Here is a 22,359-nt window from a genome sequence, read left to right as displayed (position 1 = left end):
CACGGCGTCGCTGGTGGTTGCCGCGACCACGGGTCAGCGGCCCTTCTGGTAAATCTGGTCGAAGACGCCGCCATCCGCGAAATGCTTCTCCTGCGCCGTGCGCCAGCCCCCGAAGGAACCGTCGATGGTCACAAGCTTAACATTCGGGAAGCGATCCGCATACCGCGCAGCGACCTCCGGCAGGCGCGGGCGGTAGAAGTTCTTCGCCGCGATCTCCTGGGCCTCGGGCGTGTAGAGGAAGTTCAGGTAGGCTTCCGCCGCCTTGCGCGTTCCCTTGCGGTCGACCACCGAGTCGACGACCGTGACCGGCGGCTCCGCCAGGATCGACAGCGACGGCACGACGATGTCGAACTTGTCGGCGCCGAATTCCTGAAGCGACAGGAAGGCCTCGTTCTCCCAGGCCAGCAGAACGTCGCCGAGCTGCCGCTGGGTGAAGGTGACGGTGGAGCCGCGGGCGCCGCTGTCCAGCACCGGGACATTCTTGAACAGGTCGGCGACGAACTGCTTGGCCTTGGCCTCGTCGTTGCCGTTCTTCTCCAGCGAGTAAGCCCAGGCCGCCAGATAGTTCCAGCGCGCCCCGCCCGAGGTCTTCGGGTTCGGGGTGATGACCTGAACGCCCGGCTTCAGCAGGTCGTCCCAATCCTTGATCTGCTTCGGGTTGCCCTTGCGGACCAGGAAGACGATGGTCGAGGTGTAGGGGGAGCTGTTGTTCGGCAGACGCGTCTGCCACGTCTTCGGCAGGGCGCCGGAGTCGGCGATGGCGTCGATGTCATAGGCCAGCGCCAGCGTCACCACGTCGGCGTCCAGCCCATCAATGACCGAGCGCGCCTGCTTGCCCGAACCGCCGTGCGACTGCTTGACGGTCACCGTCTGGCCGTTTTCCGCCTGCCATTTCTTGGCGAACGCCTTGTTGAACTCCACATAGAACTCACGGGTGGGGTCGTAGGAGACGTTCAGCAGCGTGGTCTGCGCCTTGGCTGGGGCGATGGTCAGCATGGCGAGGGCGACGCCCGCAGCCAGAGCGGACAGCCGGCCTACAGAGAGCCGGTTCGCGCGGAGCGCGGAGAGCCGATCACGAAACGACATGGCACACTCCCTCAGTATGGTTCATTTGGGGGACGGCACCGGCCCAGGAGGCCACGCGCCGCACCGCTGTTCACAAACCCGGCGCTCGCGCCGTATCCACACTCTTTATAATGTATATGCAATATCCATTTGCCTCCTAGAGTTTGCATGATTCCTCGGATGCCGCAAGGCTGTTTTTTGTCATTTCCCATGCCATGCCGCGTTAATTTCACGTTGGACTGTAAAATCGTTTTCTCACGGATCGCGCTGGATGCGATGCGGCGGATCGCTATCATGCGCGCCCTCTCCGCCTTCTGTCCCGAGCGGCCATGTCCGAAACAGTCCAGCCCCCCTCCCCCGCACTTCTGACCGCCCTTCTGGAGGCCGAACGCGCGCTCGGCCGGCTGGCGGAGGTGGTCCACGACCCGGCACGCCGCCGCCGGCTGTGGGCCGACGCGGCGCGACGCGAGTCCTGCGCGGCGGCCCGGCTCGACGGTGTGGCGGTGGACACGGCGGAGTTCCTGGTGGCGACCATCGGCACCGACCTCGTCCCCACCGCCGGTCGGGGAGCGGCGCAATCGGTCCGCGCGCTGTGGCAGGGCGCCCTGTTCACCCAAGGCGCCATCGCCGCCCCGGCCCGCCATAGGGGAAACAACCGTGCGCTGCCGCCGTCCAGCGGTGCCGCGGCCGACGCCTGGCGCGCGGTGGCGGAACTGGAGGCCGGGCCGGACGATCGCTTTTCCTTCCCGCCCGACGATGAGGATGGCGACGCCGCTCCCGTCACGGACGACGCGCCCCCGGCCTGGACTCTGGGTTGGTCGGAGGCGCTGTGGCGCTGCCTCCAGGCGGAGGTGTCGGGCCGCGATCCCGGGCGGCTGGCCTTCTCCGCGGACCGCGAGGCGGAAGCCGCTATTCTGCTCAAGCGGCTGGACCAGGCCGGCGATTCGCCGGCGCTGCTCGGCGGCGTGGGGATGCTGGCCGAACTGCTGCGCCCGGCGCCCGACCTGCGCATTCCCGGCTGGGCGGTGCCCTCGGCCCGGCTGATGGCGGCGCTGGCGGTAGCGCGCTGCTGCCGGGTGCCGAACGTCTGGCTGCCGATGTCCGTCTCGCTGCACGCCGACCGCACGACCGCCGGCCTCGCCGCCCGCGGGCGGGAGGAGGGATGGCGGCTGTGGCTGGCCGACACGGTGGCGGAGACGGCGCGGCGGGAGCGGGAGCGCGCCCTGTCGCTGGACCGCAAGGCGGAGGGCTGGCAGCAGCGGGTGGGGGCCAAGCGCCGCAATTCCCGCATCCCGGACCTGCTCGATCTCCTGTTCGAGGAACCCGCCCTGACCGTGCGGCGGGTGCAGAAGCGGCTGGGCAGCACCTTCCGCGGCGCCCAGTTGCTGGTCGACGAGCTTCTGGAGGCCGGAATCCTGCGCGAGGCGACGAACCGCGCGCTGGACCGCGTGTTCATCGCCGTCGATCTGGTGCCCTGACGGGGCGGAAGCCGGTCAGATGTCGCCCATCAGATGTCGAAATTGACGGGCAGGCCGCCGGTCGCCTGACGGTGGCGCAGGGCGTCGGACAGGGTCTGGTTGTCGAGCACCTGCGCGGTGGCGTCGCGCACCTGGACCATCAGCCAGCGCACCGAACAGGTCGGCGGGTCGATGCAGTCCTCGCAGGGACGGAAGGAATTCTTGCTGGCGCAGGGGATCGGCGCCAGATGCCCGTCGATCAGCCGGATCACCTCGCCGAAGGAAATCTCCTCCGCCGGGCGCGCCAGACGGTAGCCGCCGCTCTTGCCGCGCTTGGCGAACAGCAGGCCGTGCTTGCGCAGTTCCACCAGAATGGCTTCCAGGAACTTGCGCGGAATGTTCTCCCGCTCGGCGATTTCGGCGATCAGGACGAGTTCGTCGTCCGTCCGTTCGGCCAGCATGATCAGCGCACGCAGGGCGTATTTGGCTTTTTGCGACAGCATTCGGTCCGGCACCGCCCCCCGCGGCGGAATGGGATAAAGATAAAGTGCACTCCATATAGCCGTGTTGCCCAGGAATTGGTACCGGTTCTTGCCCTGGAAAACGGTGGCGCGTAAGGTCGAACACGAATCGATCCCTGACCATTGATCATTGACCGGCGAAGGACGCGGCATGCAGACCATCATCGTTCCCGTCACTCCGTTCCAGCAGAACTGCACGGTGCTCTGGTGCCCGGAGACGATGAAGGGCGCCGCCGTCGATCCCGGCGGCGATCTGCCGCGCGTCCTGCGCGCCGCCCAGTCGAAGGGCGTGACGCTGGAGAAGATCCTGGTCACCCACGGCCACATCGACCACGCCGGCGCCGTCGCCGACCTCGCCGACGAGCTGAAACTGCCCATCGAGGGGCCGCACCGCGAGGACCAGTTCTGGATCGACGGCATGCCGATGCAGAGCCAGATGTTCGGCTTCCCGCCGGTCCGCTCCTTCACGCCGGACCGCTGGCTGGAGGAGGGCGACACGGTGACGGTCGGCAACCTGACGCTGGACGTTCACCACTGCCCGGGCCACACGCCGGGCCATGTGGTCTTCGTTCACAAGCCGAGCAAGATCGCCATCGTCGGCGACGTGCTGTTCCAGGGCTCCATCGGCCGCACCGACTTCCCCAAGGGCAACCACGGCGACCTGATCGAGTCGATCCGCAGCAAGCTGTTCCCGCTGGGCGACGACGTGACCTTCATCCCCGGCCACGGCCCGACCTCGACCATCGGGGAAGAGCGCCTCTACAACCCCTTCCTCAACGATTGACGGCAGGGAATGGCCGGCTGGGAATGGCCGATCCGGCCCTGCCGGACCGGCCATTCTTCCATCAGGCCCCCGTCTCGATGGACAGCGCCATCGGCGGTGGGTTGGCCAGCGTCTGGTAGACGACGCAATAACGCTCGGTCAGCTTGGTCAGGGTGGCGATGCGCTCCGCCGGCTCGTCGGTGTCCAGGTCGAAGCGCAGGCGGATGGCGCGGAAGCCGACCGGCGCGTCCTTGGCCACGCCCAGCGTGCCGCGGAAATCCAGGTCGCCTTCCGCCGACACGGTGCCGCCGCGCAGCTTGAACTCCAGCGCCGTGGCGACCGCCTTCAGCGTCACGCCCGCGCAGGCCACCAGCGCCTCCAGCAGCATGTCGCCGGAGCAAGCCTGCGTGCCCGGCCCGCCGGTCGCCGGATGCAGACCGGCCTCCACCAGCGCGCGGCCCGTCTCGACCTTGCAGGCGATGCCGGAATCGTCCAGCGCCCCCCGCGCCTTCAGCGTGACCACCGCCGTCTCCGGGGCGTCCTTGTACTTGTCCTTCAGCGGCGCCTGGAGCGCGCGCAGATCCTGTGCATCCATGCCCGTGCGTTTCCTCTTCGCGGTTCGGGTTCTTTATTGTGCGACCGGCGGATGATGGACCGCAAACACCATCCCGGCAATGCCCAAAGCGAAGCCCAGCTCCGCAGCCGACACCACTGGCCCGCCCCGATGTTTTCCGCTAAGACCGGCGGCATAAACATAATGAATGGGAAGGGAGATTCCCCCGCCATGAAACGTCGTTCCTTCCTCGCCAGCGCCGGTGTCGGTCTGGCCGCCAGCACCGTCGTCGCCGCACCAGCCATCGCGCAGAGCCAGCCCGAGATCAAGTGGCGCATGGCGTCGAGCTACCCCAAGAGCCTCGACACCATCTTCGGCGGGGCGGAGCTGATCGCGCGCCGGGTCGCCGCCGCCACCGACAACAAGTTCCAGATCCGCACCTTCGCGGCGGGCGAGATCGTGCCGGCGCTCCAGGTGCTGGACGCGGTGCAGAACGGCACGATCGAGTGCGGCCAGTCCGCGGCCTACTTCTACATCGGCAAGGACCCGACCTTCTGCTTCGACACGGCCATGCCCTTCGGCCTGAACACGCGCCAGCACATCTCCTGGATGATGCACGGCGGCGGGTTGGAGCTGATGCGCGAGCTGTTCCGGGAGCACAATATCTACAACATCCCCGCCGGCAACACGACGGCCCAGATGGGCGGCTGGTTCCGCAAGGAAATCAAGACGGTGGAGGACCTCAGCGGCCTCAAGATGCGGGTCGGCGGGCTGGCCGGGCAGATCATGGGCAAGCTGGGCCTCGTCCCGCAGCAGATCGGCGGCGGCGACATCTACCCGGCGCTGGAGCGCGGCACCATCGACGCGGCGGAGTTCGTCGGCCCCTACGACGACGAGAAGCTGGGCTTCCACAAGGTCGCCAAATACTACTACTCGCCAGGCTGGTGGGAAGGCTCCGCCCAGATCCCGCTGATGATCAACATCACCGCGTGGGAGCAGCTTCCGGAGTCCTACAAGACGATCCTGGAGCAGGCCTGCTGGGAGGCCAACACCTGGATGATCGCCAAGTACGACGCCGTCAACGCCGCGGCGCTGAAGCGTCTGGTGGCCGGCGGAGCCCAGCTCCGCGCCTTCCCGCGCGACGTCATGATGGCCTGCGAGAAAATCGCCAACGAGCTGTACGACGAGCTGTCGGCGAAGAACCCGCGCTTCAAGAAGGTCTACGAGGCGTGGAAGCCCTTCCGCGACGAGGAGCGGCTGTGGTTCCGCGTCGCCGAGAACAGCTTCGACTCCTACGTCTACTCCCAGTCGGCGCAGCGCCGCTGAGGAAAGCAAGGCCCTGAAAGAGACACGGCCCCTCCCCTTCCTGGCGAAGGAGAGGGGCCGTTTTCTTCACAAGGTCAGTGCGAGGCCGCGCTGGCCGCGCCCAGGCCGGTTTCCGAGCGGATGTACTGGTACTCGTAGGCCTTCGCCTCCGCCGCCGCCCGCGCGCTGCGGTCGGTGACCGAGAAGAGCCAGGTCGTCGCGAAGGCGATGACCATCGAGAACAGCGCCGGATGCTCGTAGGGGAAGATCGGCGCCGGGAACTTGAAGACGCTGACCCACACGGTCGGCCCCAGCACCACGAAGGCGACGCAGCTCACCAGACCGGCGAAACCGCCGATGAAGGCGCCGCGCGTGGTCAGCCCCTTCCAGAAGATCGACAGGATCAGCACCGGGAAGTTGACCGAGGCCGCCAGACCGAAGGCCAGCCCGACCATGAAGGCGATGTTCTGGTTCTCGAACAGCAGGCCCAGCGTGATGGCGATGACGCCCAGCGCCAGCGTGGCGAGGCGCGACACCCGCATCTCCGACGCCTCGGTGGCGTTGCCCTTCTTGAGGACGCGGGCGTAGAGGTCGTGGCTGACCGCCGACGCGCCGGCCAGGGTCAGGCCGGCGACCACCGCCAGGATGGTGGCGAAGGCGACCGCCGAGATGAAGCCCAGGAAGAGGTTGCCGCCGATGGCCTTGGACAGGTGGATGGCCGCCATGTTGCCGCCGCCCAGGATCTTGCCCGCCGCGTCCAGATAGGCCGGGTTGGTGCCGACGATCACGATGGCGAGGAAGCCGATGGTCACCGTCAGGATGAAGAAGTAGCCGATGAAGCCGGTGGCGTAGACGACCGACTTGCGCGCCTCCTTCGCGTCGGGAACGGTGAAGAAGCGCATCAGGATGTGCGGCAGCCCCGCCGGTCCGCACATCAGCGCGAGGCTGAGCGACACCGCGGCGATGGGATCGGCCATGGCGGCGCTGGGGCGCAGGATGGCGGCGTTCGCGGCGTGGGCGGCGACGGCCTGCTGGAGCAGCCGCTCCGGGTTGAAGCCGAACTGCGCCAGCGCCAGCCCGACCAGCACGGTGCAGCCGCCGAGCAGCATCACCGCCTTGATGATCTGCACCCAGGTCGTGGCGAGCATGCCGCCGAAGGTCACGTACAGGATCATCAGCACGCCGACCATCACCACGGCGTAGGTGTAGTCCAGCCCGAACAGGAGCTGGATCAGCTTGCCCGCCCCGACCATCTGCGCGATCAGGTAGAAGCAGACCACGGTCAGCGACCCGACCGCGGCCAGCGAGCGGATCGGCGTCTGGCCCAGCCGGTAGGAGGCCACGTCGGCGAAGGTGAAGCGGCCCAGGTTGCGCAGCCGCTCGGCGATCAGGAACAGCATCAGCGGCCAGCCGACCAGGAAGCCGATGGTGTAGATCACCCCGTCGAAGCCCTTGGCGAAGACCATGCCCGACAGGCCGAGGAAGGCCGCCGCCGACATGTAGTCACCCGCGATGGCCAGCCCGTTCTGAAAGCCGCTGATGCCGCCGCCCGCGGTGTAGAAGTCCGACGCCGAGCGGGTGCGCTTGGACGCCCAGTAGGTGATGCCCAGCGTGCCCGCGACGAACAGCAGGAACATGGCGATGGCCGTCACATTGACCGGCTGGCGCTCCACCGCGCCGTCGATGGCGGCGGCGTGGACAGGCCCGGCGACCAGAACCGGCAGCAGCGCGGCGGAGGCGGCAGCCAGAAGACGCGCGGCGCTCATCGGCCCACCTCGTTCAGCAGGTCGCGGTTCATCGCGTCGTAGCGGCTGTTGGCGCGCAGGACGTAGACGCCGGTCATCAGCGAGCAGAAGACGGTGATGACGATGCCGGCGGCCAGCCCGACCGGGAAAGTCATGCCCTCGGCCAGCGGGCGCGCCATCAGGTCGGGCGCCAGCGCCGAGGCGAACACGAAGGCGTAGTAGACCGCCAGAACGATCAGCGCCAGCCGCCAGCTGAAGCGCGCGCGGCTCGCCGTCATCGCGGCGAACTTCGGGTTGGACAGCACCCGCTCGTAAATCTCGTCGGACATGGTTTTTATCGCTTTTTTCTTGAAGCCCAGGCATTGCGCATCGCAGCAATACTCTGGGCGCATGACAGCAAAAAGCGAAATTAAATTTCTTATGACACGAAATGACGAAAGATTCGCTCGGATCCGCTTCCGTTTAACCGGATAACGGTTGATCATTAGCCAAGAAACGGTTGATCTCGATGCGCGGAATGCGACAACGGGTCGCGCTGCGGCGCAACATGAGGCAACGCTGTTATCCGGCCGTCCGCCCCTTCGGCCGGGCATCCTTCAGCCGGACATGGATCAAGCCGCTGCCCGTGGGGTCGGAACGGTCGGGCTTGACCATCGCCTCCAGCAGCTTCTCGTCGCTCGACCAGTAGGGCACGTACCACAGCCGGTCCACGTCCATGACCAGCACCCGGTGGGTCTCCGCGTCGTAGGCGCCGAGCGGCGCGATGTGGCCCACCGTGGCATCGCCGGTCAGCGTGCCCTGGTCGTAGGCCAGCAGGATGATGTCGCTGTCGTCGCGCTCGTTCTCATCGAGGATGCGCCGCAGCTCGTCCAGCGTCTCCGGCGAGGTGTCCTTGGGCCGGAAGACCTCCACCGTAGCGTCCAGCCCGAAGGCGTCCACCGACCTCTGGACCAGCCCGGCGAAATCGGCGAAGGACACACCGTCCCCGTTCTCCGCCGTGCCCGCCTTCCATCCGTCGTCGTCCACCTCGTTCAGCACCCGCGCCTGGGTGACCAGCCGGTTGGACGAGAGCGGCGGCAGGCCGCGCAGCGCGTTGATCATCATCGCCACGCTGGCGACCGAACAGGCGCTGCCCGTTTGCTGGGCCGTGTAATAAGGCATCATCGCCCAGAAGTCCGGCGCCCCGCCCCTGCGCAGATAGTCGCGGTCATCGGTCATCGGCACGGCGTCCGGGCCGAACTTCGGCTTGGTCTCGCTCTGCGCGTCCTGCGCCGCGGCGGGGGGGCCGGCCAGACACGCGACGGTCAACAGGGCCAACAGAGCCGAGCGGAACGGTGCCTTCATCACCGGCGTTTTCCTCAATGGTGTCACGGTCGATGCCTCTGCCGGCTCTAGCCGGACGGGGTGGGCCTTGGCGGAAGGCTCTGCGGCACGAGCGCCATGCAGTTCTGCACGACCGCGGCGCAGGCGCCCAACGACGACGCCCGGTAGACCAGCTGCTCGACGGCCCCGCTCCTCAAGGTGAAGGTCGCTTCGCACCGGTTGTCCACCACGTCGCCAGCCCGCGGAGGATAGTAGTCCCACGGGTCGTAGTCGAGCCCGCGATGGCGCCAGCCGGGATAGCCCCACGGATACCCCCATCCGTAGCCCACCGGCGGCGGGGGCGGGGCGTAGTAGTCGATGGAGCCCGCGCGGTAGGTGAAGAACTCCAGGGCGCCGCTGGCCGCCTGCCGGTGCGGCACCCCGGCGCAGGACAGCAACGTTCCCTTGGGCAGGCCGACCAGCGCGCTCTGGGCGGCCAGCGCGACGTCGGCCCGGGGATCGGCGCAGCCCGCCAGCCCCCCGGCCGCGACGAGCAGAAGGACGGCAACGGACCGCCGCAAGGCGTGTGGACGCGGGAGCACGGGCGGAGCCTCCTTCCCCGGGGACCTGTCCCGGAAGAACAAGCCTCCGCCCGCTTTTGATCCCGCTTTCTCCCGGTCCGGGCCGGGGATCAGGCGTCCCAGAAATGCGGCATTCCGTCCGACGCCGTATAGCCGCTCTGGCCGATCATCGCCCAGTCCAGGTCATGGATGCCCATGGCCAGCGCCGGGGAGTTCGGCTGCAGCGAGTAGTCGCCCCAGTAGGGGTTGTTGAACAGCGGCTTGCCCGTCACGTCGTTGTCGCCGTAGCGCGGCACGTTGTAGACGAGGTTGCGGTCGATCACCGGGTTCCCGGCGGTCAGCAGCTCCATGTAGTCGTCCAGCGGCAGGGTCCCGCTGATGAGGTTGCCGGTGATGGTGTTGTTGCGCGGCAGGCCGGGATCGCCGTGCTTGGGCGCCCAGCCGACGCGGATGAACTCCTCCACGTTGCTGGCGATGATCGAGAAGTTGTTGGTGACGAGGTTGTTGTCGCCGCCGTGGATGTGCACCCCGGCCAGCCCGGTGTCCTTCAGGAAGTTGCCGGTCACCGTGACGCCGCCGGCCATGTCGTCCAGATAGATGCCGAAGCCCTTGTGATTGGTCAGCCACTGGTCGGTGTTGCTGGTCGCCAGCCCGCCGACATGCTCCACCCAGTTGCCCCGGATGATCGTGCCGGTGTCGACGCTGGACCGCCCCAGCACCTCGATGCCGCCGCCGTCCGCCGTCTCCAGGTTGGTGTTGGTGACGCGGTTGTACTCGATGACGTTGTTGCGGTTGATGTTGCTGGAGTCCCAGTTCTTCAACGAGATGCCATAGCGCGCGCTGGAGTCCACGTCGTTGTGGGCGATCAGGTTGTTGTCGACCCCGGTGCCGATGATCCCGGCCACACCCTTGCGCACCTCGCCGACGTGGGAGATGTCGTTGGCGTAGACGGTGTTGCCGTTGCTGCGGCCGTCCAGCTCGATGCCGTTGACCGCCAGATGCTCCAGCGTGTTGCCGCCCACCAGGTTGTTGGAGGAGGCCGCGGTCAGCTTGATCGCCGTGCCGACGTTGAGGAAGCTGTTGTTGCCGATGCTGTTGCCCGACGCCCCCTTCAGCTCCACCGCGTAGCCCCAGGTGGTGGTGTTGGTGAAGCCCAGCCCCTCGATGGTCACGTCGCTGCTGCCGGTCAGGCGGATCAGCGTGCCCAGCCGCGCCACCTCGACGCCGTCCTGCGCCAGGGTGGCGGGATGCTCCGGCTTGAACACCAGCGACTTGTCCGAGGCGCGCCACGCGAACTCGCCCGCCTGATCGACGAAGGACGGGTTGTTCAGCAGCTTGTAGGTCGTCCCCTCGGCGAAGGGCAGCGAGGTGCCGTTCTTCAGCGTGATGGTGCGGGTGGCGTCGTTGACGCTGGCGATCTCGGTCAGCGTGTCGGACAGCCGCTCGGCGTCCATCAGCTGGATCTTCATGCCGGCGACGATGTCGCCCGACGACATGTCGCCGGTGTGGTAGCGCACCGACCAGCCGCTGGGGCCGCCGTTGGCCGCGTCGGCGAAGTACCAGCCGGTGGTGGTGGGGTTGTCGGCGTCGACGATGCCCTTGCTGGCCAGCGTCTGGCGCACGCCGCCGATGGTCAGGTCGAGGTCGGTGGCCTGCGACAGCTTCGCGGAATAGATCCCGTTGCCCTCGCTGACGAAGTTCGTGACCTTCTCCGCCCCGTTCAGCACCGGCGTCTCGCCGGGATAGTTGCGGAAGCTGTGGCCGTTGTCGGCGCCGGTCAGCTCCAGCGTCTTGGTCAGGCGGTAGGTGCCCTCGCGCACATAGGTCGTGTCGACGTCGCTGTCGCGCATGGCGTCGCGGGCGCGCTCCAGCGAGGCGAAGGGACCGTCGGTGCCGTCGGCGTTCGGCGCGGACAGCTTGCCCGACCAGCTGTCCTTGCCGTTGGCCGCGACGTAGAAGGCCGGACCGGTCGGCGGCGGCGGGGGCGGCTCGGCCGCGGGCTGGAACAGCGACGCCGGGGCGTCCACGTTCAGAGCGCCGCCCCAGAACAGCCCCTCCTGACCCTTCACCACGTCCTTTCCGTCCACCGCGCCCTTGTCGTAGGTGACGATGGAGTCGGTCGCCGCGACCGTGTGGCCGTTGATGGATACCGACTTGACGTACAGGTTGCGGTCCTGGCCGTTGACCACGGAATCGTTGTCGTAGTGGATCTGGATCCTGTGGGCTTCCTTGGCGTCCAGATCGACGGTGAAACGGAAGGGCTGCGGGTCGCCGGAGGTGGCGCGGCCCTCGCCGATCACCTTGCCGTCGACCAGCAGCTTGAAGTGCGGCGCCACCCCACCGGCCGACTGGCCCCAGGCGTTGACGACGATGTCCGTCGGCGTCAGCTTGACCGGCGGCGGCGGGGGCGGCGGCGGGACGTAGGGGCCGTCGAAATACTCCTCCGGCACGCCGAAGGTCAGGGCGCCGCCCCAGAACAGCCCTTCCTGGCCCGCGACCACGAACTTGCCGTCCACCGGCCCCTTGTCGTAGGAGGCCATCGGGGAGGTCGATTTGATCTCCTGCCCGTCGATGGTGATGCCCTGGACGAACAGGTTGCGGTCCTGGCCGTTGACGGTGGCGTCGTTGTCGTAATGGATCTGGATCTTGTGGGCCTCGTTGGGGTCCACATCGACCTTGAAGGTGTAGCCGGTCGGGCTGGTCGCGCTGACCCAGGCGTCGCCGACCACCTTGTCGTCCACCAGCAGCTTGAAGTGGGGCGGCGTGCCGTTGGCGGCGGCGCCCCAGGCCTTCACGACGATCTCGGTCGTCATGGTGGCCGGCGCCTCGGGCTCCGGCTCCTGCGCGCTGGCGAACAGCGTCTTGGGCAGATCGACGTTCAGCGCGCCGCGCCAGTACATCTCGGTCTGCCCGGCGATGACGTTCTTGCCGTCGATGTCGCCGGTGTCGTAGGTCACCAGCGGGTCGATGCTGAGGATCGGTTTCCCGTTCACCTCGAACGATTTGACGAAGAGGTTGCGGTCCTCCCCGTTCACGAAGCCGTCGTTGTCGTACTGAAGCTGAAGCTTGTGGGCCTTGTCGGCCGGAACGCGGGCGTTGAAGGTGTAGCGGCCCAGCGACGCCGACGCGACGGTCGCCTGCCCGATCTCAACCCCATCCAGCCGCAGCACGAAATGCGGCCACTTTCCGCCGGCGGGAGCGCCCCAGGCGTTCACCGTGAAGGTGACGTCCATCAGTTCGGTAGTTTCGGCAGCCATCTCGGACCTCATGGAACTCTAGACCAATGTCTTAGCCCAAAGGTTGAGGTGGTTCGCTTAACGGAAAAATAAGAATCGTGGTAAATATTTTACTAACGACGCTGATTCCTGTGACATAAACAGGCTATTTGCAGTCGAGCAAAAATGCGTTCGCATTAAAAAGAAAGTCTTCGTATCAACAGAACATGCCGTTTTCTGGTTCAGCTTGAGCTTGGACTCAGTCCTTCCGCGCTCGTGCCCTCTGTCATCTGCTTCACCCTGCCATCGACGAAAGCGCAAGACGCCCCCCGAACTGGCATGGTTCACTCCAGGGCATGGTTCAGGAGCTGTGGAGAACCCGGCCCGCCGGAGCACCCTTGGACCTGTCGGCAAGCCGGTTGGTCATAGTGGGCCGGTTGGTCATAGTGGGGTGGCTGTCATGGCGATCGTTCAGTAGGGCAGCCGCCGACCGTCCCATGCGAACAGTCCGCCGCTGTCCATCGGCGTCAACCCACCAAGGACGCCGAGCAGGTGGGCGGCGGCAACCGCAGGGGTGAACAGCCGGTCCCGGGCCACGGCGGCTTGGAACGGTTGCGATAGGGGGGTGTCGACGGTGCCCGGATGCAGCGTGACGCAGATCGCGTCCGGTCGCGAACGCGCCAGTTCGATGGCTGTGGTGCGAATGATCTGATTGAGCGCCGCCTTGGATGCCCGGTAGCCATACCAACCGCCAAGCCGGTTGTCGGTAATGCTGCCGACTTTCGCGGAGAGAGCCGCGAAAACCGCCCGTCCGTACCGCGGCATCCGTGGCAGGAAGTGCTTGGCGACCAGCGCCGGGCCGATGGCGTTGACCTGGAACAGTTGCGCCATGGCCATCGGATCCAGCGTGCGCCAACTCTTCTCCGGTTGCACCGCATCCTGGTGCAGCAGGCCGCTGGCGATGAAAACGAGATCGACCGCTTCGGCCAAAGCCGCCGCATCGATGATGGAGGACTCATCGGCAAGATCGAGGAAGCCGGTGCGCAGCTTGCCCGCCGGCGCGACCGGGCGGCGGGACAAGGCCAGCACGTCCGTCACCCCGGGATCGGCGAGCAATCGGTGCGTCACGGCGGCGCCAATGCCGCCGCTCGCCCCGATCACAACCGCCCGGATCGAGCCGGCGAAGCCTGCAATGCCGCTCATGACCCACCCTTCCTGCGGAGAGTGACAACAGACCGGTCCGGAGACCGGTCTGGCGGTCGGTTCGCCCGTGTCGCCCGGGGAGGGGGCCGCAGTTCCACACCGGAAACTGCGGCCGCGTCCTACGCCGCCCTGAAGGCACGCATGTTGATGTCGCCCTCGGCGAGTTGGTTGAGTTTCTGATCGGTTGCCTTTTCCTCTTCGAGGGTCTGTTCGAGCAGACGGGCGATGTCGGTCATGCCGCAGGTCTCGGCCAATGTCCTCAGCGAGCCGTAGCTGGCAATCTCATAATGCTCGACCTTTTGCGCCGCCATGATGAGAGCGACATCGAGCACTTCCGCCGGGAGACCCTCGCCGATGATCTCCTCGGCCTCCTCGATCAGGCCCTGGGTCGCCTCGCATGTGTTCCCGCCCGGTTCGGCCTGGAGGATCTGGAATATCTGCTCCAGGCGTCTGACCTGACCGTCGGTCTCGCGCAGATGGGTTTCAAAAGCCTGCTTGAGCTGGGGCGACGAGGCGGCTTCGACCATTGCCGGCAGGGCTTCGATGATCTGCGTTTCCGAGCTGTAGGTGTCCTGCAGTTCCTTGATGAAGAGTTCCTTCAGTGCTTGTTCCGACATGAACGCCTTCCCCGTGGGATGATGGTGCCGCCGATGGCTGGAATAGCTCGGCCACCATCCTGCAACAGGAGTCGAAGGCGGTTCTCGCGACGCAAAGAGTCACCCATCAAGGATTCTGCTGCCGCCGAAGCCAAAGGGAAACGAGGCGACACCCTCGCCCCGCAATTGGACGACGTCGGAGCGGAAGCGTATTCTCCCATCGTCAGCCCGCCGAGGTTGATCCGTCACCCTGGAGGGAGCCTGTGATGGCTGACCACGACCAAGCCCGTGCTGCTTTCGCCGACCTTCACCAGGCCGGCTGCTTCGTCATTCCCAATCCGTGGGATGTCGGAAGCGCCGTGATGCTGAAGCATCTGGGATTCCGCGCCTTGGCCACCACCTCGGCGGGCTTCGCCTTCGCGCGGGGGCTTCCCGACACCGATTGGGCGGTGCCGCGCGGCGACATGCTGTCCCACATCGCCGACATGGTCCGGGCGACCGACCTGGCGGTGAACGCCGACTTCGAGTCCGGCTACGCCCATGACTGCGAGGGGCTGGCACGCAATGTGCGCCTGTGCGCCGACACCGGCGTGGCGGGCCTGTCCATTGAGGACGCCACGGGCGACCCGGCGAAGCCGCTGTACGAGTTCCATCACGCCGTCGAGCGGGTGGCCGCGGCGGCGGAGGCGTTGCGGGGAACCGGCGTCCTCCTGACCGCACGTTGCGAGTCCCTGCTGGTGGATCACCCGGCGACCGTCGAGGAGGCGTTGCGTCGCTTGCCGGCCTACGCCGCGGCGGGAGCCGATGTCCTCTACGCGCCGGGCTTGCGGACGCCGGACGTCATCAAGGCGGCGGTCGACGCCGTCCACCCGAAGCCGCTCAACCTGCTGGTCTCGTCCCCGATCGGCCTGTCGGTGGAGCAGATCGCCGCCCTGGGCGTCCGGCGCATCAGCCTGGGCAGCGGCCTCAACCGTGCCGCCTGGGGCGGCTTCCTGCGGGCGGCCCGGATGCTGGCCGACCACGGGCGCTTCGACGCCCTCGGCGAGGCCGAACCGTTCGATGCGCTCAACGGGTTCTTCCGGACGCACGGCCGGCAAACACCCTGAACGACCGAACTATGGCGCGGATGACCGGCGTCGCGGGTTTTCGAGGAAGAATCGCAGCATCTCCCGTGAAGCGTCCGGCCCCCGCGGATCGGTGTAGGAGCCGGCTGGGCTGCCTCCCGCCCAGGCGTGTCCGGCGCCCTGGATCGTCCACTGCTCGCACAGCGCATGACCGGAGGCGTCCATGAGGAGGCGACGGGTGTAGCCGTGCCCGCCGGGCATCCGGCCATGCTCCACCGTCGTCGGCGCCCCCGCAGCACTCGCCCCGGATTGCGCGATCACGTCGTCGGCGTTGCGCGGATGAACCGTGCTGTCGCGGTCGCCGTGAAAGACGATGGTCGGCACCGGCCGGGCGAACGGCCGTCCCGTCGCTCCACCACCCTGACGCATGGCCGCAAAAGCGGAGGGAAGGTCATGAGCGGCGCCCTGGGGAAGGCCGGAATGCACCCCGATGGCGGCGTAGAGATCGGGATAGGCCGCTCCCAGGATGGCCGCCGCCGCACCGCCGGCCGAGAGCCCGGCGACGAAGACGCGGTCGGCATCGACGGCATGGTCGCTCATGACCCGCCTGGTGATCCCCGCGATCAGCGAGGGCTCGCCGTCGCCACGCCGCTGGTCGGCGGGGTTGAACCAGTTCCAGCACCGTTGGGCGTTGGCCGAGGACGGCTGCTCCGGATAGACGACCAGACAGCCATGCTCTTCCGCCAGTTGGTTCATCCGGGTGCCCGTGGCGAAGTCGTCCGGCGACTGGGTGCAGCCGTGCAGCATCACCACCAGTGGAAGCGGTTGGCCGCCGCGGCGGTTGGCCGGAACGTAAAGCTTGTAGGAGCGCGTCCCGGCCGTGTTGCCATAGGACGCCGCGGTGAAGGAGGCGCCGTCCGGCAACGGATCGGCGGCCGGACGGGCAATGCCGCCCATCCCAAGGTCGAGTCCCGCCGGCATGGCGCGGGCGGCGAGGCCGCGCAGGGTCTCGCCCAGGCCAACCCGCGGTCCGGGATGGAGCCGGCCGGCAAAGGCACCGGCGGGCTTGAAGGCCGCGGCGCGGCGCGGTGGTGCGTCCGGAAGGTCCGGCGGGGTGTCCACCCGCAGCGGCTCGACGTCGATGACGGTCGGGCCGGCACCGGGAGGCGCGTCGGGTGTCCCGGACGTCCCACGCAGCAGGCGTTGAATGAGGGCGGTTGCGCCGGTGAGGTCGCCGGCCCGGGTGAGGCGCAACGCCTCGGCCATTCCGGCAGGGACGCGGTCGGTCATGTCGGGTGCTTTCTGTGCTCGGACGGGGGCGTGCGGGGCAGCCCCGCCCGTCGTCTTTCAGAAATCGTCTTTCGGAAATGCGGCCTTGCGCCTTCAGCGCATGCGGTCCGCAAGGGCCGCCTTGACGGCGCTGCTGGCGTGCAGCGCCCCCAGCACGGCGATCGAAGCGATGGTGGCGCGGGCGAGGTCCGGGGTGACGTCCTGGGCGATCGTGGCCAGCCCGAGGACACGGATGTCGAGCATCTCCCCGGCATCCCGTGCCGCCTCCAGATCACCGCGGCTGTAATGGCGCAGGCCGAGATCGACGCGTTTGCGCGTCACCGCCTGCCGCAAGGCGTCGCCATGGCGGTCGATCTGGTTGCGGATGGCGGTGCGGATGAGGTCCGTGCGGTTCGCGTAGAACCCTTCCTGCACCAGCAGATCGATGTGGCCGAGATCGACATAGCCGAGATTGATCGTGATCTTCTCGCTGTCCCCAGCCTTCGGCTTTTGATCGCGGGCGTTTTCAGACATCCCACTACCATCCTTCCACCATCCACTAGGATGGTATATGGAGGGGACGACGCACCGAACAAGGGGGAGAGCATCGTCAGGATGACGAAATGTCCACGCCCCGTCGGCATGCTCGGTCGGCGGCGAGGCAACGGACCGGCACACCGGTCCCGACGATCCCGGTCGCAGCTTTGATGCGCATTCATTCAACGCACCCATCTCGAACAATGGATCGCACGGGTTGTTGACAACTCCCCATTGTGAAATACTGCCACGCCCATCCGTTGAGGCGTGCCCTGCGGCGGACAGACCAGAATTGGCGGGCCATCGTCTTCAGGATCACGGAAAGGCAGGCAGGATGCGCTCTGGACGACCGAACGGCGGCCGCGGGCCGGACGCCGCTCTTGATCTGAACACGGCGTTCGATCGGCGCGACACTCTGTTCACCCGGGCCGCGGAGCAGATGTCCGACATCGTCGCCAACCCGCCGAGCGGCCCCCACGCCTTCGACCTCCTGAACGGCGGCATCCGCGAATTGTCGAGCCTGATGATCCGGCAGCTGCCCTTGACGACGGCGCGCGAGGCGCGCCTTGCCCACGCCCTCTGCCAGGAGGGGATCGTCGAGGACACCAAGGCCCTGGCCCTCGGGGAGGGCGTGGCGTTGTTCCTCGACCGGCTTCAATCCGCCGCCGATCATGCGGGCATCGGTCCAGCCGCGCTCCCCGCGTCTGACCGCGATCACGCGTTGATCCGCCTGGAACGGCATGTGCAAACGATGGCGCAGGCCCGGCACGGCGCACGGGATGTCGACCTCCATCAGGCCCTGGACGCCATGGCGGCGACCCCTGCGCAAGGCTTGGAGGGTGTTCTCGCCAAATTGCGGGCGTGCCGCACCGCGATGGCCGACCAGGGGAACCGCGCCGACAGGGTGGCTCCTCTGCTGAACGATGCCGTGGCGGTCCTGGAGCGTATGGCGCTGCGGGAAGCCGTCGCCCGCTTCGACAGCGCGGCCGACGCCTTCGAGGCGGCGATGCCGAAGGCCCTGCCGAGCAAGCCGACCGAGCGGATGCTCGCCGCCGGGGCCAAGGCGGGGAGCGTGGCCCTGGACGCGGCGCGGCGGATCTATCAGGCGATGGCGTCGGAGTTTCTGTCGCCGAGGAAAGGGGTCGGGGAGTGACGGACGCCTTGCCCATCACGCCGTCACTGGCCGCTCCCTTGAAGAATCGCAGCGGCAAGCACCGCGGGGCTTGGCCGTTTGCCCGTGGCTTGGTGAACATCCTGCGCGGCGGCCGCGGCGGCCCGCCGCCCCAGCAACCGGCGGAGACCCAGGTCGACATCCACCGCCAGCCCTTGCGAACGGCGCTGGACTGGCACCAGGACATGGTCGCCTTGTGGAGGCGGCACCCAACCTTCGGCCCGGGCCTGCACGACGACCTGAAAAGCACGGGTCTGCTGCCGCGCTGCGTCATCCTGACGGCGCGGGACGGCGGACCGCTGTGCTTCCGCTACATCGGCGAGCCGACCCGCCGGGTCTTCGGCGACCGCTGGGCCGACCAGAACATCGGCAAGCCCCATCTCGAAGACGTGCACGGCGCCTACGCCCAGGCCATCGACGCGCAATACCGGGAGGCGGTGGAGGGCGGGGAGCCGGTGTACAACCATCTGGTGATCACCGGACTTCCCCGGCCGCCCGTCAATTACCGGCACCTCCTGTTCGGCTGGTCACTGGGCCATCGCCGTCAGGCCCTGCTGGCGCTGATCGATTCCTGAGCCGGATGGACCGGTCCTTCAGGCCGCCTGGGCGAGGTCCGCGGCGAGTTGCGCCAGATCGCCCAGGAACTGCGCGCGGCTGAAGCGCACGAGGTGCATCGGCAGCGTCTTCAGGCCGATCTGGTTGTAGGTGATGGCCGGCTCGTCGTCGATGTGGCGCGGCCCCATCTTCCGTTCCGCCCAGACCGGGACGATGTCCGGATCGACGACCGAGATGAACCAGGTCGGCGACCACAGCAGCCACGCCGCCAGCTTGTTCACCCGCTGGCAAATCGGGAACAGGCCGCGGCCCTGGAAATCGGGGCGCGTCCATCCCGCGTTCGTCCACACCACCTGCCCCCGCGTGCCGTTGGCGGTGTCGGACGTGCAGGTGCACCATTCGCCCTCCGGAGCCTGCACGGCGGGCTCGTCGTAGAACACCGTCATGGCGTTGAAGCGGTCGCCGATGGACTGCGTCGTGCAATCGTAGAGCAGCCCGGCCTGGGCGGTGACCACGTCGCCGGAGGGGGCTCTCCCGCAGATCCAGAAGGCGTTGGCCGGCGTCAGGGAACGGCAGGCCGGATGGGCCGCCGGAAGCATCGGCTCCCAGGAGCCCGCGGCCACCGCCGCCTCGTTGACGCGCACCAGCGCCGGCATGTCGAACTCGACGGAGAGCGCCACTCCCCGGCCGGCCGCCAAACCGACGAGTTCGTCGCGGGCGGCCTGGAGCAGGCCGGACAAAGGTCCCGACGGGACGGGGAGAGCGGAAAGGGCGATGGAGGCCGGTTGCGTGCCGATAAACCGCGTGCTGGCAAACATGGATGTCTCTTCCGTGGGTTGGAAAGGATTGGCGTCAACCGCCAAGCGGGGCGCGATCCGCCCCGCACATCCACATCATCGTCGCTGCCCAGCCGGTATTACTACTTTTGCGGATGCCCTTGCCCGGAAACGCACGGGGCGCCCGATCCACCGGACCGGACGCCCCGACTTTTCCCTGATGCCCTTTGCCCGGAGGCCTTACTGACCCTTGCCGTCCGAGGACACCGCGGCCGTCTCGCTGGAGGAGGCCGGCGTGGAACCGCCGGCACCCTTCGCCGGACTGCCGGGCACCCACCAGCGGCGGGCCTCGCCGTCCGCGGCTTCCGGAGCCGCATCGGCGCGGGTCTTCAGCATCGAGAAGACGATGGAACCGCCGACCAGGAAGGCCGTGATGCCCAGCGCCACCGCCGTCGGCATCTTGTAGATGTCGATCATCAGCATCTTCGCACCGACCACCACCAGAACCAGCGACAGGCCGTACTTCAGGTAATGGAAGCGGTGGATGATCGAGGCCAGCGCGAAGTAGAGGGCGCGCAGGCCGAGGATGGCGAAGACGTTGGAGGTCCAGACGATGAACGGGTCGGTGGTCACCGAGAAGACCGCCGGGATGGAGTCCACAGCGAAAACCAGATCGGTGAACTCGATCAGGATCAGCACGAGGAACAGCGGCGTCATCATCCGCACGCCGTCGCGCATCACGAAGAACTTCTGCCCCTCGTAGCCGTCGGTCATGCGGAAGCGGGAGCGGACGAATTTGACGATCCGGTTGTTCTCCATGTCCGGCTCGTCGTCCACCGACATCAGCATCTTGATGCCGCTGAAGATCAGGAAGGCACCGAAGATGTAGATGATCCAGTGGAATTCCTGGATCAGCGCCGTACCCGCCACGATCAGCACGCCGCGCATCACCAACGCGCCCAGGATGCCCCAGAACAGCACCCGGTGCTGGTACTGCGGCGGCACCGCGAAATGCGTGAAGATCAGCGCGATGACGAAGATGTTGTCGACGCTCAGGCTGTATTCGATCAGGTAGCCGGTCAGGAACTCCAGCCCCTTCTGCGACCCTTGGAAATGAAAGACGCCGGCGGCGAAAATCATCGCCAGCGTGGAATAGGCCGCGCAGCGCATCAGCGCCTCGCGGCCGGAGATCACATGGGATTTCTTGGAAAATACACCAAGATCAAAGGCCAAAAGCACGCCAACGAAGACGGCGAAGCCGGCCCACATTAAAACGATCTGATCCATGGAACTGTCCCTTGCTTCATGCACTCCGCTCCCGCAAGCGGAGACGTCGATCGTCACATGAGCAGTCCGACATCACCGATGCGCCACGGCGGGACGCATCGGCCAGAGGGGCCCGGACTGGAATCGTGACCGCAAGGTCTGCGGTCAACGGACAAGCGCGCGCGACGGCTTTGCCGCGGCGCGCCAGAGCGCCCGCCTCCATCGTTTGCCGTGGAGGCGTGGCGGTCGTTCAGGAAGTTGGTTCGCTGCGGTCCATGCCGATGTCTCCCAAAGGCCCGTCGGGGACCGTCGTCCGGCGGTGGACCTTGTGGTGGAGCGGGACCCAGGGGGGAGGATAGGGCCAGCTTCCGCAAGGCCGCGCCAAAGCGACGGCTCTATGGGAAGTCCGACATCACAGCGCCGGGCGACGCTGCCAGAGGGGCCCGGACCTCACCCGTCATGTAGTCAGGCCCCCGCGCGGCGACAAGAGGGGTGCGCGTCCTTTCCGGACCATGATCGGCGCGATGGCCGCAGGCAACGACACCAGTCGGTTGATCGCCCATGGGTTGCCGGCGTTCCGGTCCGGGAGCCGGCTTTGCGAATTCCGTGTCGCCCATGGATGATTCCGCACCGGTGGGTTGTTCGTAGCGATTGACGGTAATTCACGGCAGGACACCCACAATGATGCGGCGTTCCATTTTGCTCGGCTGCCTGCTGGCGGCCGGATTGGCTGGTTGCGGCCCGCGTTTCGAGACGGTCGCAAGCTATTTTCCACCCGTCAGCGAGGCGGGAAAGCTCTGTGTCGCCCAGTGCAAGCAGGCACAGACAATCTGCCAATCCGCAAAGGAGCTGGCCGTTCAGACCTGCCGGGCCGAGGCGACGACCCGCGCCCAGGGCGAATATCAGGCCTATCTCCGTTCCTTGCCCAAGGATGCGGACAAGAAGAAGATCAAGACGTTCAGCGATTTCGACCGGAACCCCAGCTGCTACAGCAACCTCACCTGCTCCTCCGATTACAACGATTGCTACAAATCCTGCGGCGGCCGGATCGAAGCGCAGACCTATTGCGTCGGCAATTGCAAGGAGATGAATCCCCCCGTGCCGGATGGGTCCGCGGTCGGGCCGAGAACCACGCTCTGACACCGGTCGGGCGAGGATGGGCGGATTGCGGCTTGACCGGAGCCGTTCCGCCCGCGTAGCTTCGCACCCGACGGTTGCCCGAAAGGGCTGAAAATGGGAACACGGTGCGGACCCCGCGGCGATTGGCCGTGCGGGGGTTCTACGCCGAGGCTGCCCCCGCAACTGTAAGCGGCGAGTCGTCCATCGGAATGCCACTGGGATCGTGATCCTGGGAAGGCGATGGGCAGACGATAACCCGCGAGCCAGGAGACCTGCCGTCAGTCGTGGTCACACGC

General features: G+C 67.2%; 21 protein-coding genes and 1 riboswitch. Of the genes, 7 read left to right on the top strand and 14 right to left on the bottom strand.

Translation table 11 applies throughout. From position 1 onward, the window contains the following. Positions 1 to 33: 33 nt before the first annotated feature. Positions 34 to 1,086 carry a sulfate ABC transporter substrate-binding protein gene (locus Sp245p_RS20575; protein ID WP_014198139.1) on the bottom strand — a complete coding sequence of 351 codons (1,053 nt, stop codon included), beginning with the start codon at positions 1,084 to 1,086 and terminating at the stop codon, positions 34 to 36. A gap of 308 nt (positions 1,087 to 1,394) precedes the next feature. Between Sp245p_RS20575 and Sp245p_RS20570 the strand changes: the two genes are divergently transcribed. Beyond that, positions 1,395 to 2,543 carry a hypothetical protein gene (locus tag Sp245p_RS20570; protein WP_014198136.1) on the top strand — a complete coding sequence of 383 codons (1,149 nt, stop codon included), beginning with the start codon at positions 1,395 to 1,397 and terminating at the stop codon, positions 2,541 to 2,543. Between the two features lie 29 nt (positions 2,544 to 2,572). Here Sp245p_RS20570 and Sp245p_RS20565 read toward each other — a convergent pair whose 3' ends face one another. Then, complete coding sequence (locus Sp245p_RS20565) at positions 2,573 to 3,025, bottom strand: RrF2 family transcriptional regulator (RefSeq protein ID WP_014198135.1); 453 nt, start codon at positions 3,023 to 3,025, stop codon at positions 2,573 to 2,575. 169 nt (positions 3,026 to 3,194) lie between these two features. Between Sp245p_RS20565 and Sp245p_RS20560 the strand changes: the two genes are divergently transcribed. Continuing rightward, entirely contained in the window at positions 3,195 to 3,827 is a 633-nt protein-coding gene (locus tag Sp245p_RS20560; RefSeq protein ID WP_014198134.1) for an MBL fold metallo-hydrolase, read from the top strand. Positions 3,828 to 3,888: 61 nt separating this feature from the next. On the opposite strand, the gene Sp245p_RS20555 is transcribed toward Sp245p_RS20560, so the two are convergent. Beyond that, on the bottom strand, positions 3,889 to 4,401 hold the full coding sequence (locus Sp245p_RS20555; protein WP_014198133.1) for an OsmC family protein: 513 nt from the start codon (positions 4,399 to 4,401) through the stop codon (positions 3,889 to 3,891). A gap of 189 nt (positions 4,402 to 4,590) precedes the next feature. Between Sp245p_RS20555 and Sp245p_RS20550 the strand changes: the two genes are divergently transcribed. Continuing rightward, positions 4,591 to 5,685 carry a TRAP transporter substrate-binding protein gene (locus Sp245p_RS20550; protein ID WP_014198132.1) on the top strand — a complete coding sequence of 365 codons (1,095 nt, stop codon included), beginning with the start codon at positions 4,591 to 4,593 and terminating at the stop codon, positions 5,683 to 5,685. Positions 5,686 to 5,759: 74 nt separating this feature from the next. Here Sp245p_RS20550 and Sp245p_RS20545 read toward each other — a convergent pair whose 3' ends face one another. The 7 genes from Sp245p_RS20545 to Sp245p_RS20515 all read right to left on the bottom strand — a co-directional run bounded on the left by Sp245p_RS20545 (position 5,760) and on the right by Sp245p_RS20515 (position 14,327). Beyond that, positions 5,760 to 7,430 (bottom strand): cation acetate symporter, encoded by a 1,671-nt coding sequence (locus tag Sp245p_RS20545; RefSeq protein WP_014198130.1) that lies wholly within the window; start codon positions 7,428 to 7,430, stop codon positions 5,760 to 5,762. Next, entirely contained in the window at positions 7,427 to 7,738 is a 312-nt protein-coding gene (locus Sp245p_RS35035) for a DUF485 domain-containing protein (RefSeq protein WP_014198129.1), read from the bottom strand. Before Sp245p_RS35035 ends, Sp245p_RS20545 begins: the two co-directional genes overlap by 4 nt. A 232-nt stretch (positions 7,739 to 7,970) precedes the next feature. Then, positions 7,971 to 8,753: a phytochelatin synthase family protein gene (locus Sp245p_RS20535; RefSeq protein WP_014198128.1), complete on the bottom strand. Its 783-nt coding sequence runs from the start codon at positions 8,751 to 8,753 to the stop codon at positions 7,971 to 7,973. A 47-nt stretch (positions 8,754 to 8,800) separates the two neighbouring features. Next, entirely contained in the window at positions 8,801 to 9,313 is a 513-nt protein-coding gene (locus tag Sp245p_RS20530) for a hypothetical protein (RefSeq protein WP_014198127.1), read from the bottom strand. 89 nt (positions 9,314 to 9,402) lie between these two features. Beyond that, entirely contained in the window at positions 9,403 to 12,549 is a 3,147-nt protein-coding gene (locus tag Sp245p_RS20525) for a carbohydrate-binding domain-containing protein (RefSeq protein WP_014198126.1), read from the bottom strand. Between the two features lie 429 nt (positions 12,550 to 12,978). Next, entirely contained in the window at positions 12,979 to 13,710 is a 732-nt protein-coding gene (locus Sp245p_RS20520) for an SDR family NAD(P)-dependent oxidoreductase (RefSeq protein WP_014198125.1), read from the bottom strand. A 119-nt stretch (positions 13,711 to 13,829) separates the two neighbouring features. Further along, positions 13,830 to 14,327 carry a YciE/YciF ferroxidase family protein gene (locus Sp245p_RS20515; protein WP_014198124.1) on the bottom strand — a complete coding sequence of 166 codons (498 nt, stop codon included), beginning with the start codon at positions 14,325 to 14,327 and terminating at the stop codon, positions 13,830 to 13,832. Positions 14,328 to 14,572: 245 nt separating this feature from the next. Here Sp245p_RS20515 and Sp245p_RS20510 point away from each other — a divergent pair, with 245 nt between their 5' ends. Beyond that, the gene (locus Sp245p_RS20510) at positions 14,573 to 15,412 is read left to right on the top strand and encodes an isocitrate lyase/PEP mutase family protein (RefSeq protein ID WP_014198123.1); all 840 of its coding nucleotides are present in this window, start codon (positions 14,573 to 14,575) and stop codon (positions 15,410 to 15,412) included. Positions 15,413 to 15,421: 9 nt separating this feature from the next. Here the strand turns inward: Sp245p_RS20510 and Sp245p_RS20505 are convergent, their stop codons facing one another. Together Sp245p_RS20505 and Sp245p_RS20500 are read right to left on the bottom strand one after the other, a co-directional pair. Next, on the bottom strand, positions 15,422 to 16,660 hold the full coding sequence (locus tag Sp245p_RS20505) for an extracellular catalytic domain type 1 short-chain-length polyhydroxyalkanoate depolymerase (RefSeq protein WP_014198122.1): 1,239 nt from the start codon (positions 16,658 to 16,660) through the stop codon (positions 15,422 to 15,424). Between the two features lie 93 nt (positions 16,661 to 16,753). Next, entirely contained in the window at positions 16,754 to 17,173 is a 420-nt protein-coding gene (locus Sp245p_RS20500; protein WP_014198121.1) for a CopG family transcriptional regulator, read from the bottom strand. A 337-nt stretch (positions 17,174 to 17,510) separates the two neighbouring features. Between Sp245p_RS20500 and Sp245p_RS20495 the strand changes: the two genes are divergently transcribed. Both Sp245p_RS20495 and Sp245p_RS20490 read left to right on the top strand, forming a co-directional pair. Further along, the gene (locus tag Sp245p_RS20495) at positions 17,511 to 18,329 is read left to right on the top strand and encodes a hypothetical protein (protein WP_014198119.1); all 819 of its coding nucleotides are present in this window, start codon (positions 17,511 to 17,513) and stop codon (positions 18,327 to 18,329) included. Next, entirely contained in the window at positions 18,326 to 18,922 is a 597-nt protein-coding gene (locus Sp245p_RS20490) for a hypothetical protein (RefSeq protein ID WP_014198118.1), read from the top strand. Before Sp245p_RS20495 ends, Sp245p_RS20490 begins: the two co-directional genes overlap by 4 nt. An 18-nt stretch (positions 18,923 to 18,940) precedes the next feature. Here the strand turns inward: Sp245p_RS20490 and Sp245p_RS20485 are convergent, their stop codons facing one another. Both Sp245p_RS20485 and Sp245p_RS20480 read right to left on the bottom strand, forming a co-directional pair. After that, complete coding sequence (locus tag Sp245p_RS20485) at positions 18,941 to 19,720, bottom strand: hypothetical protein (protein ID WP_014198117.1); 780 nt, start codon at positions 19,718 to 19,720, stop codon at positions 18,941 to 18,943. A gap of 198 nt (positions 19,721 to 19,918) precedes the next feature. Further along, positions 19,919 to 20,965, bottom strand: coding sequence for a TerC family protein (locus Sp245p_RS20480; RefSeq protein ID WP_014198116.1), 1,047 nt, complete (start codon positions 20,963 to 20,965; stop codon positions 19,919 to 19,921). 660 nt (positions 20,966 to 21,625) lie between these two features. Between Sp245p_RS20480 and Sp245p_RS20475 the strand changes: the two genes are divergently transcribed. Next, the gene (locus Sp245p_RS20475; RefSeq protein WP_014198115.1) at positions 21,626 to 22,084 is read left to right on the top strand and encodes a hypothetical protein; all 459 of its coding nucleotides are present in this window, start codon (positions 21,626 to 21,628) and stop codon (positions 22,082 to 22,084) included. Positions 22,085 to 22,138: 54 nt separating this feature from the next. Further along, a riboswitch (cobalamin riboswitch) is annotated at positions 22,139 to 22,357 on the top strand. The last annotated feature ends 2 nt before the right edge of the window (positions 22,358 to 22,359 follow it).

It is taken from the genome of Azospirillum baldaniorum (assembly GCF_003119195.2).
Taxonomy (GTDB): domain Bacteria; phylum Pseudomonadota; class Alphaproteobacteria; order Azospirillales; family Azospirillaceae; genus Azospirillum; species Azospirillum baldaniorum.
This window is presented reverse-complemented; position numbering and strand designations above follow the sequence as displayed.

Excerpts from the sequence above, each read along its gene's own strand:
- Sp245p_RS20575 (WP_014198139.1), bottom strand. The coding sequence starts at position 1,086 with ATGTCGTTTCGTGATCGGCTCTCCGCGCTCCGCGCGAACCGGCTCTCT.
- Sp245p_RS20570 (WP_014198136.1), top strand. The coding sequence starts at position 1,395 with ATGTCCGAAACAGTCCAGCCCCCCTCCCCCGCACTTCTGACCGCCCTT.
- Sp245p_RS20565 (WP_014198135.1), bottom strand. The coding sequence starts at position 3,025 with ATGCTGTCGCAAAAAGCCAAATACGCCCTGCGTGCGCTGATCATGCTG.
- Sp245p_RS20560 (WP_014198134.1), top strand. The coding sequence starts at position 3,195 with ATGCAGACCATCATCGTTCCCGTCACTCCGTTCCAGCAGAACTGCACG.
- Sp245p_RS20555 (WP_014198133.1), bottom strand. The coding sequence starts at position 4,401 with ATGGATGCACAGGATCTGCGCGCGCTCCAGGCGCCGCTGAAGGACAAG.
- Sp245p_RS20550 (WP_014198132.1), top strand. The coding sequence starts at position 4,591 with ATGAAACGTCGTTCCTTCCTCGCCAGCGCCGGTGTCGGTCTGGCCGCC.
- Sp245p_RS20545 (WP_014198130.1), bottom strand. The coding sequence starts at position 7,430 with ATGAGCGCCGCGCGTCTTCTGGCTGCCGCCTCCGCCGCGCTGCTGCCG.
- Sp245p_RS35035 (WP_014198129.1), bottom strand. The coding sequence starts at position 7,738 with ATGTCCGACGAGATTTACGAGCGGGTGCTGTCCAACCCGAAGTTCGCC.
- Sp245p_RS20535 (WP_014198128.1), bottom strand. The coding sequence starts at position 8,753 with ATGAAGGCACCGTTCCGCTCGGCTCTGTTGGCCCTGTTGACCGTCGCG.
- Sp245p_RS20525 (WP_014198126.1), bottom strand. The coding sequence starts at position 12,549 with ATGGCTGCCGAAACTACCGAACTGATGGACGTCACCTTCACGGTGAAC.
- Sp245p_RS20520 (WP_014198125.1), bottom strand. The coding sequence starts at position 13,710 with ATGAGCGGCATTGCAGGCTTCGCCGGCTCGATCCGGGCGGTTGTGATC.
- Sp245p_RS20515 (WP_014198124.1), bottom strand. The coding sequence starts at position 14,327 with ATGTCGGAACAAGCACTGAAGGAACTCTTCATCAAGGAACTGCAGGAC.
- Sp245p_RS20510 (WP_014198123.1), top strand. The coding sequence starts at position 14,573 with ATGGCTGACCACGACCAAGCCCGTGCTGCTTTCGCCGACCTTCACCAG.
- Sp245p_RS20505 (WP_014198122.1), bottom strand. The coding sequence starts at position 16,660 with ATGACCGACCGCGTCCCTGCCGGAATGGCCGAGGCGTTGCGCCTCACC.
- Sp245p_RS20500 (WP_014198121.1), bottom strand. The coding sequence starts at position 17,173 with ATGTCTGAAAACGCCCGCGATCAAAAGCCGAAGGCTGGGGACAGCGAG.
- Sp245p_RS20495 (WP_014198119.1), top strand. The coding sequence starts at position 17,511 with ATGCGCTCTGGACGACCGAACGGCGGCCGCGGGCCGGACGCCGCTCTT.
- Sp245p_RS20485 (WP_014198117.1), bottom strand. The coding sequence starts at position 19,720 with ATGTTTGCCAGCACGCGGTTTATCGGCACGCAACCGGCCTCCATCGCC.
- Sp245p_RS20480 (WP_014198116.1), bottom strand. The coding sequence starts at position 20,965 with ATGGATCAGATCGTTTTAATGTGGGCCGGCTTCGCCGTCTTCGTTGGC.
- Sp245p_RS20475 (WP_014198115.1), top strand. The coding sequence starts at position 21,626 with ATGATGCGGCGTTCCATTTTGCTCGGCTGCCTGCTGGCGGCCGGATTG.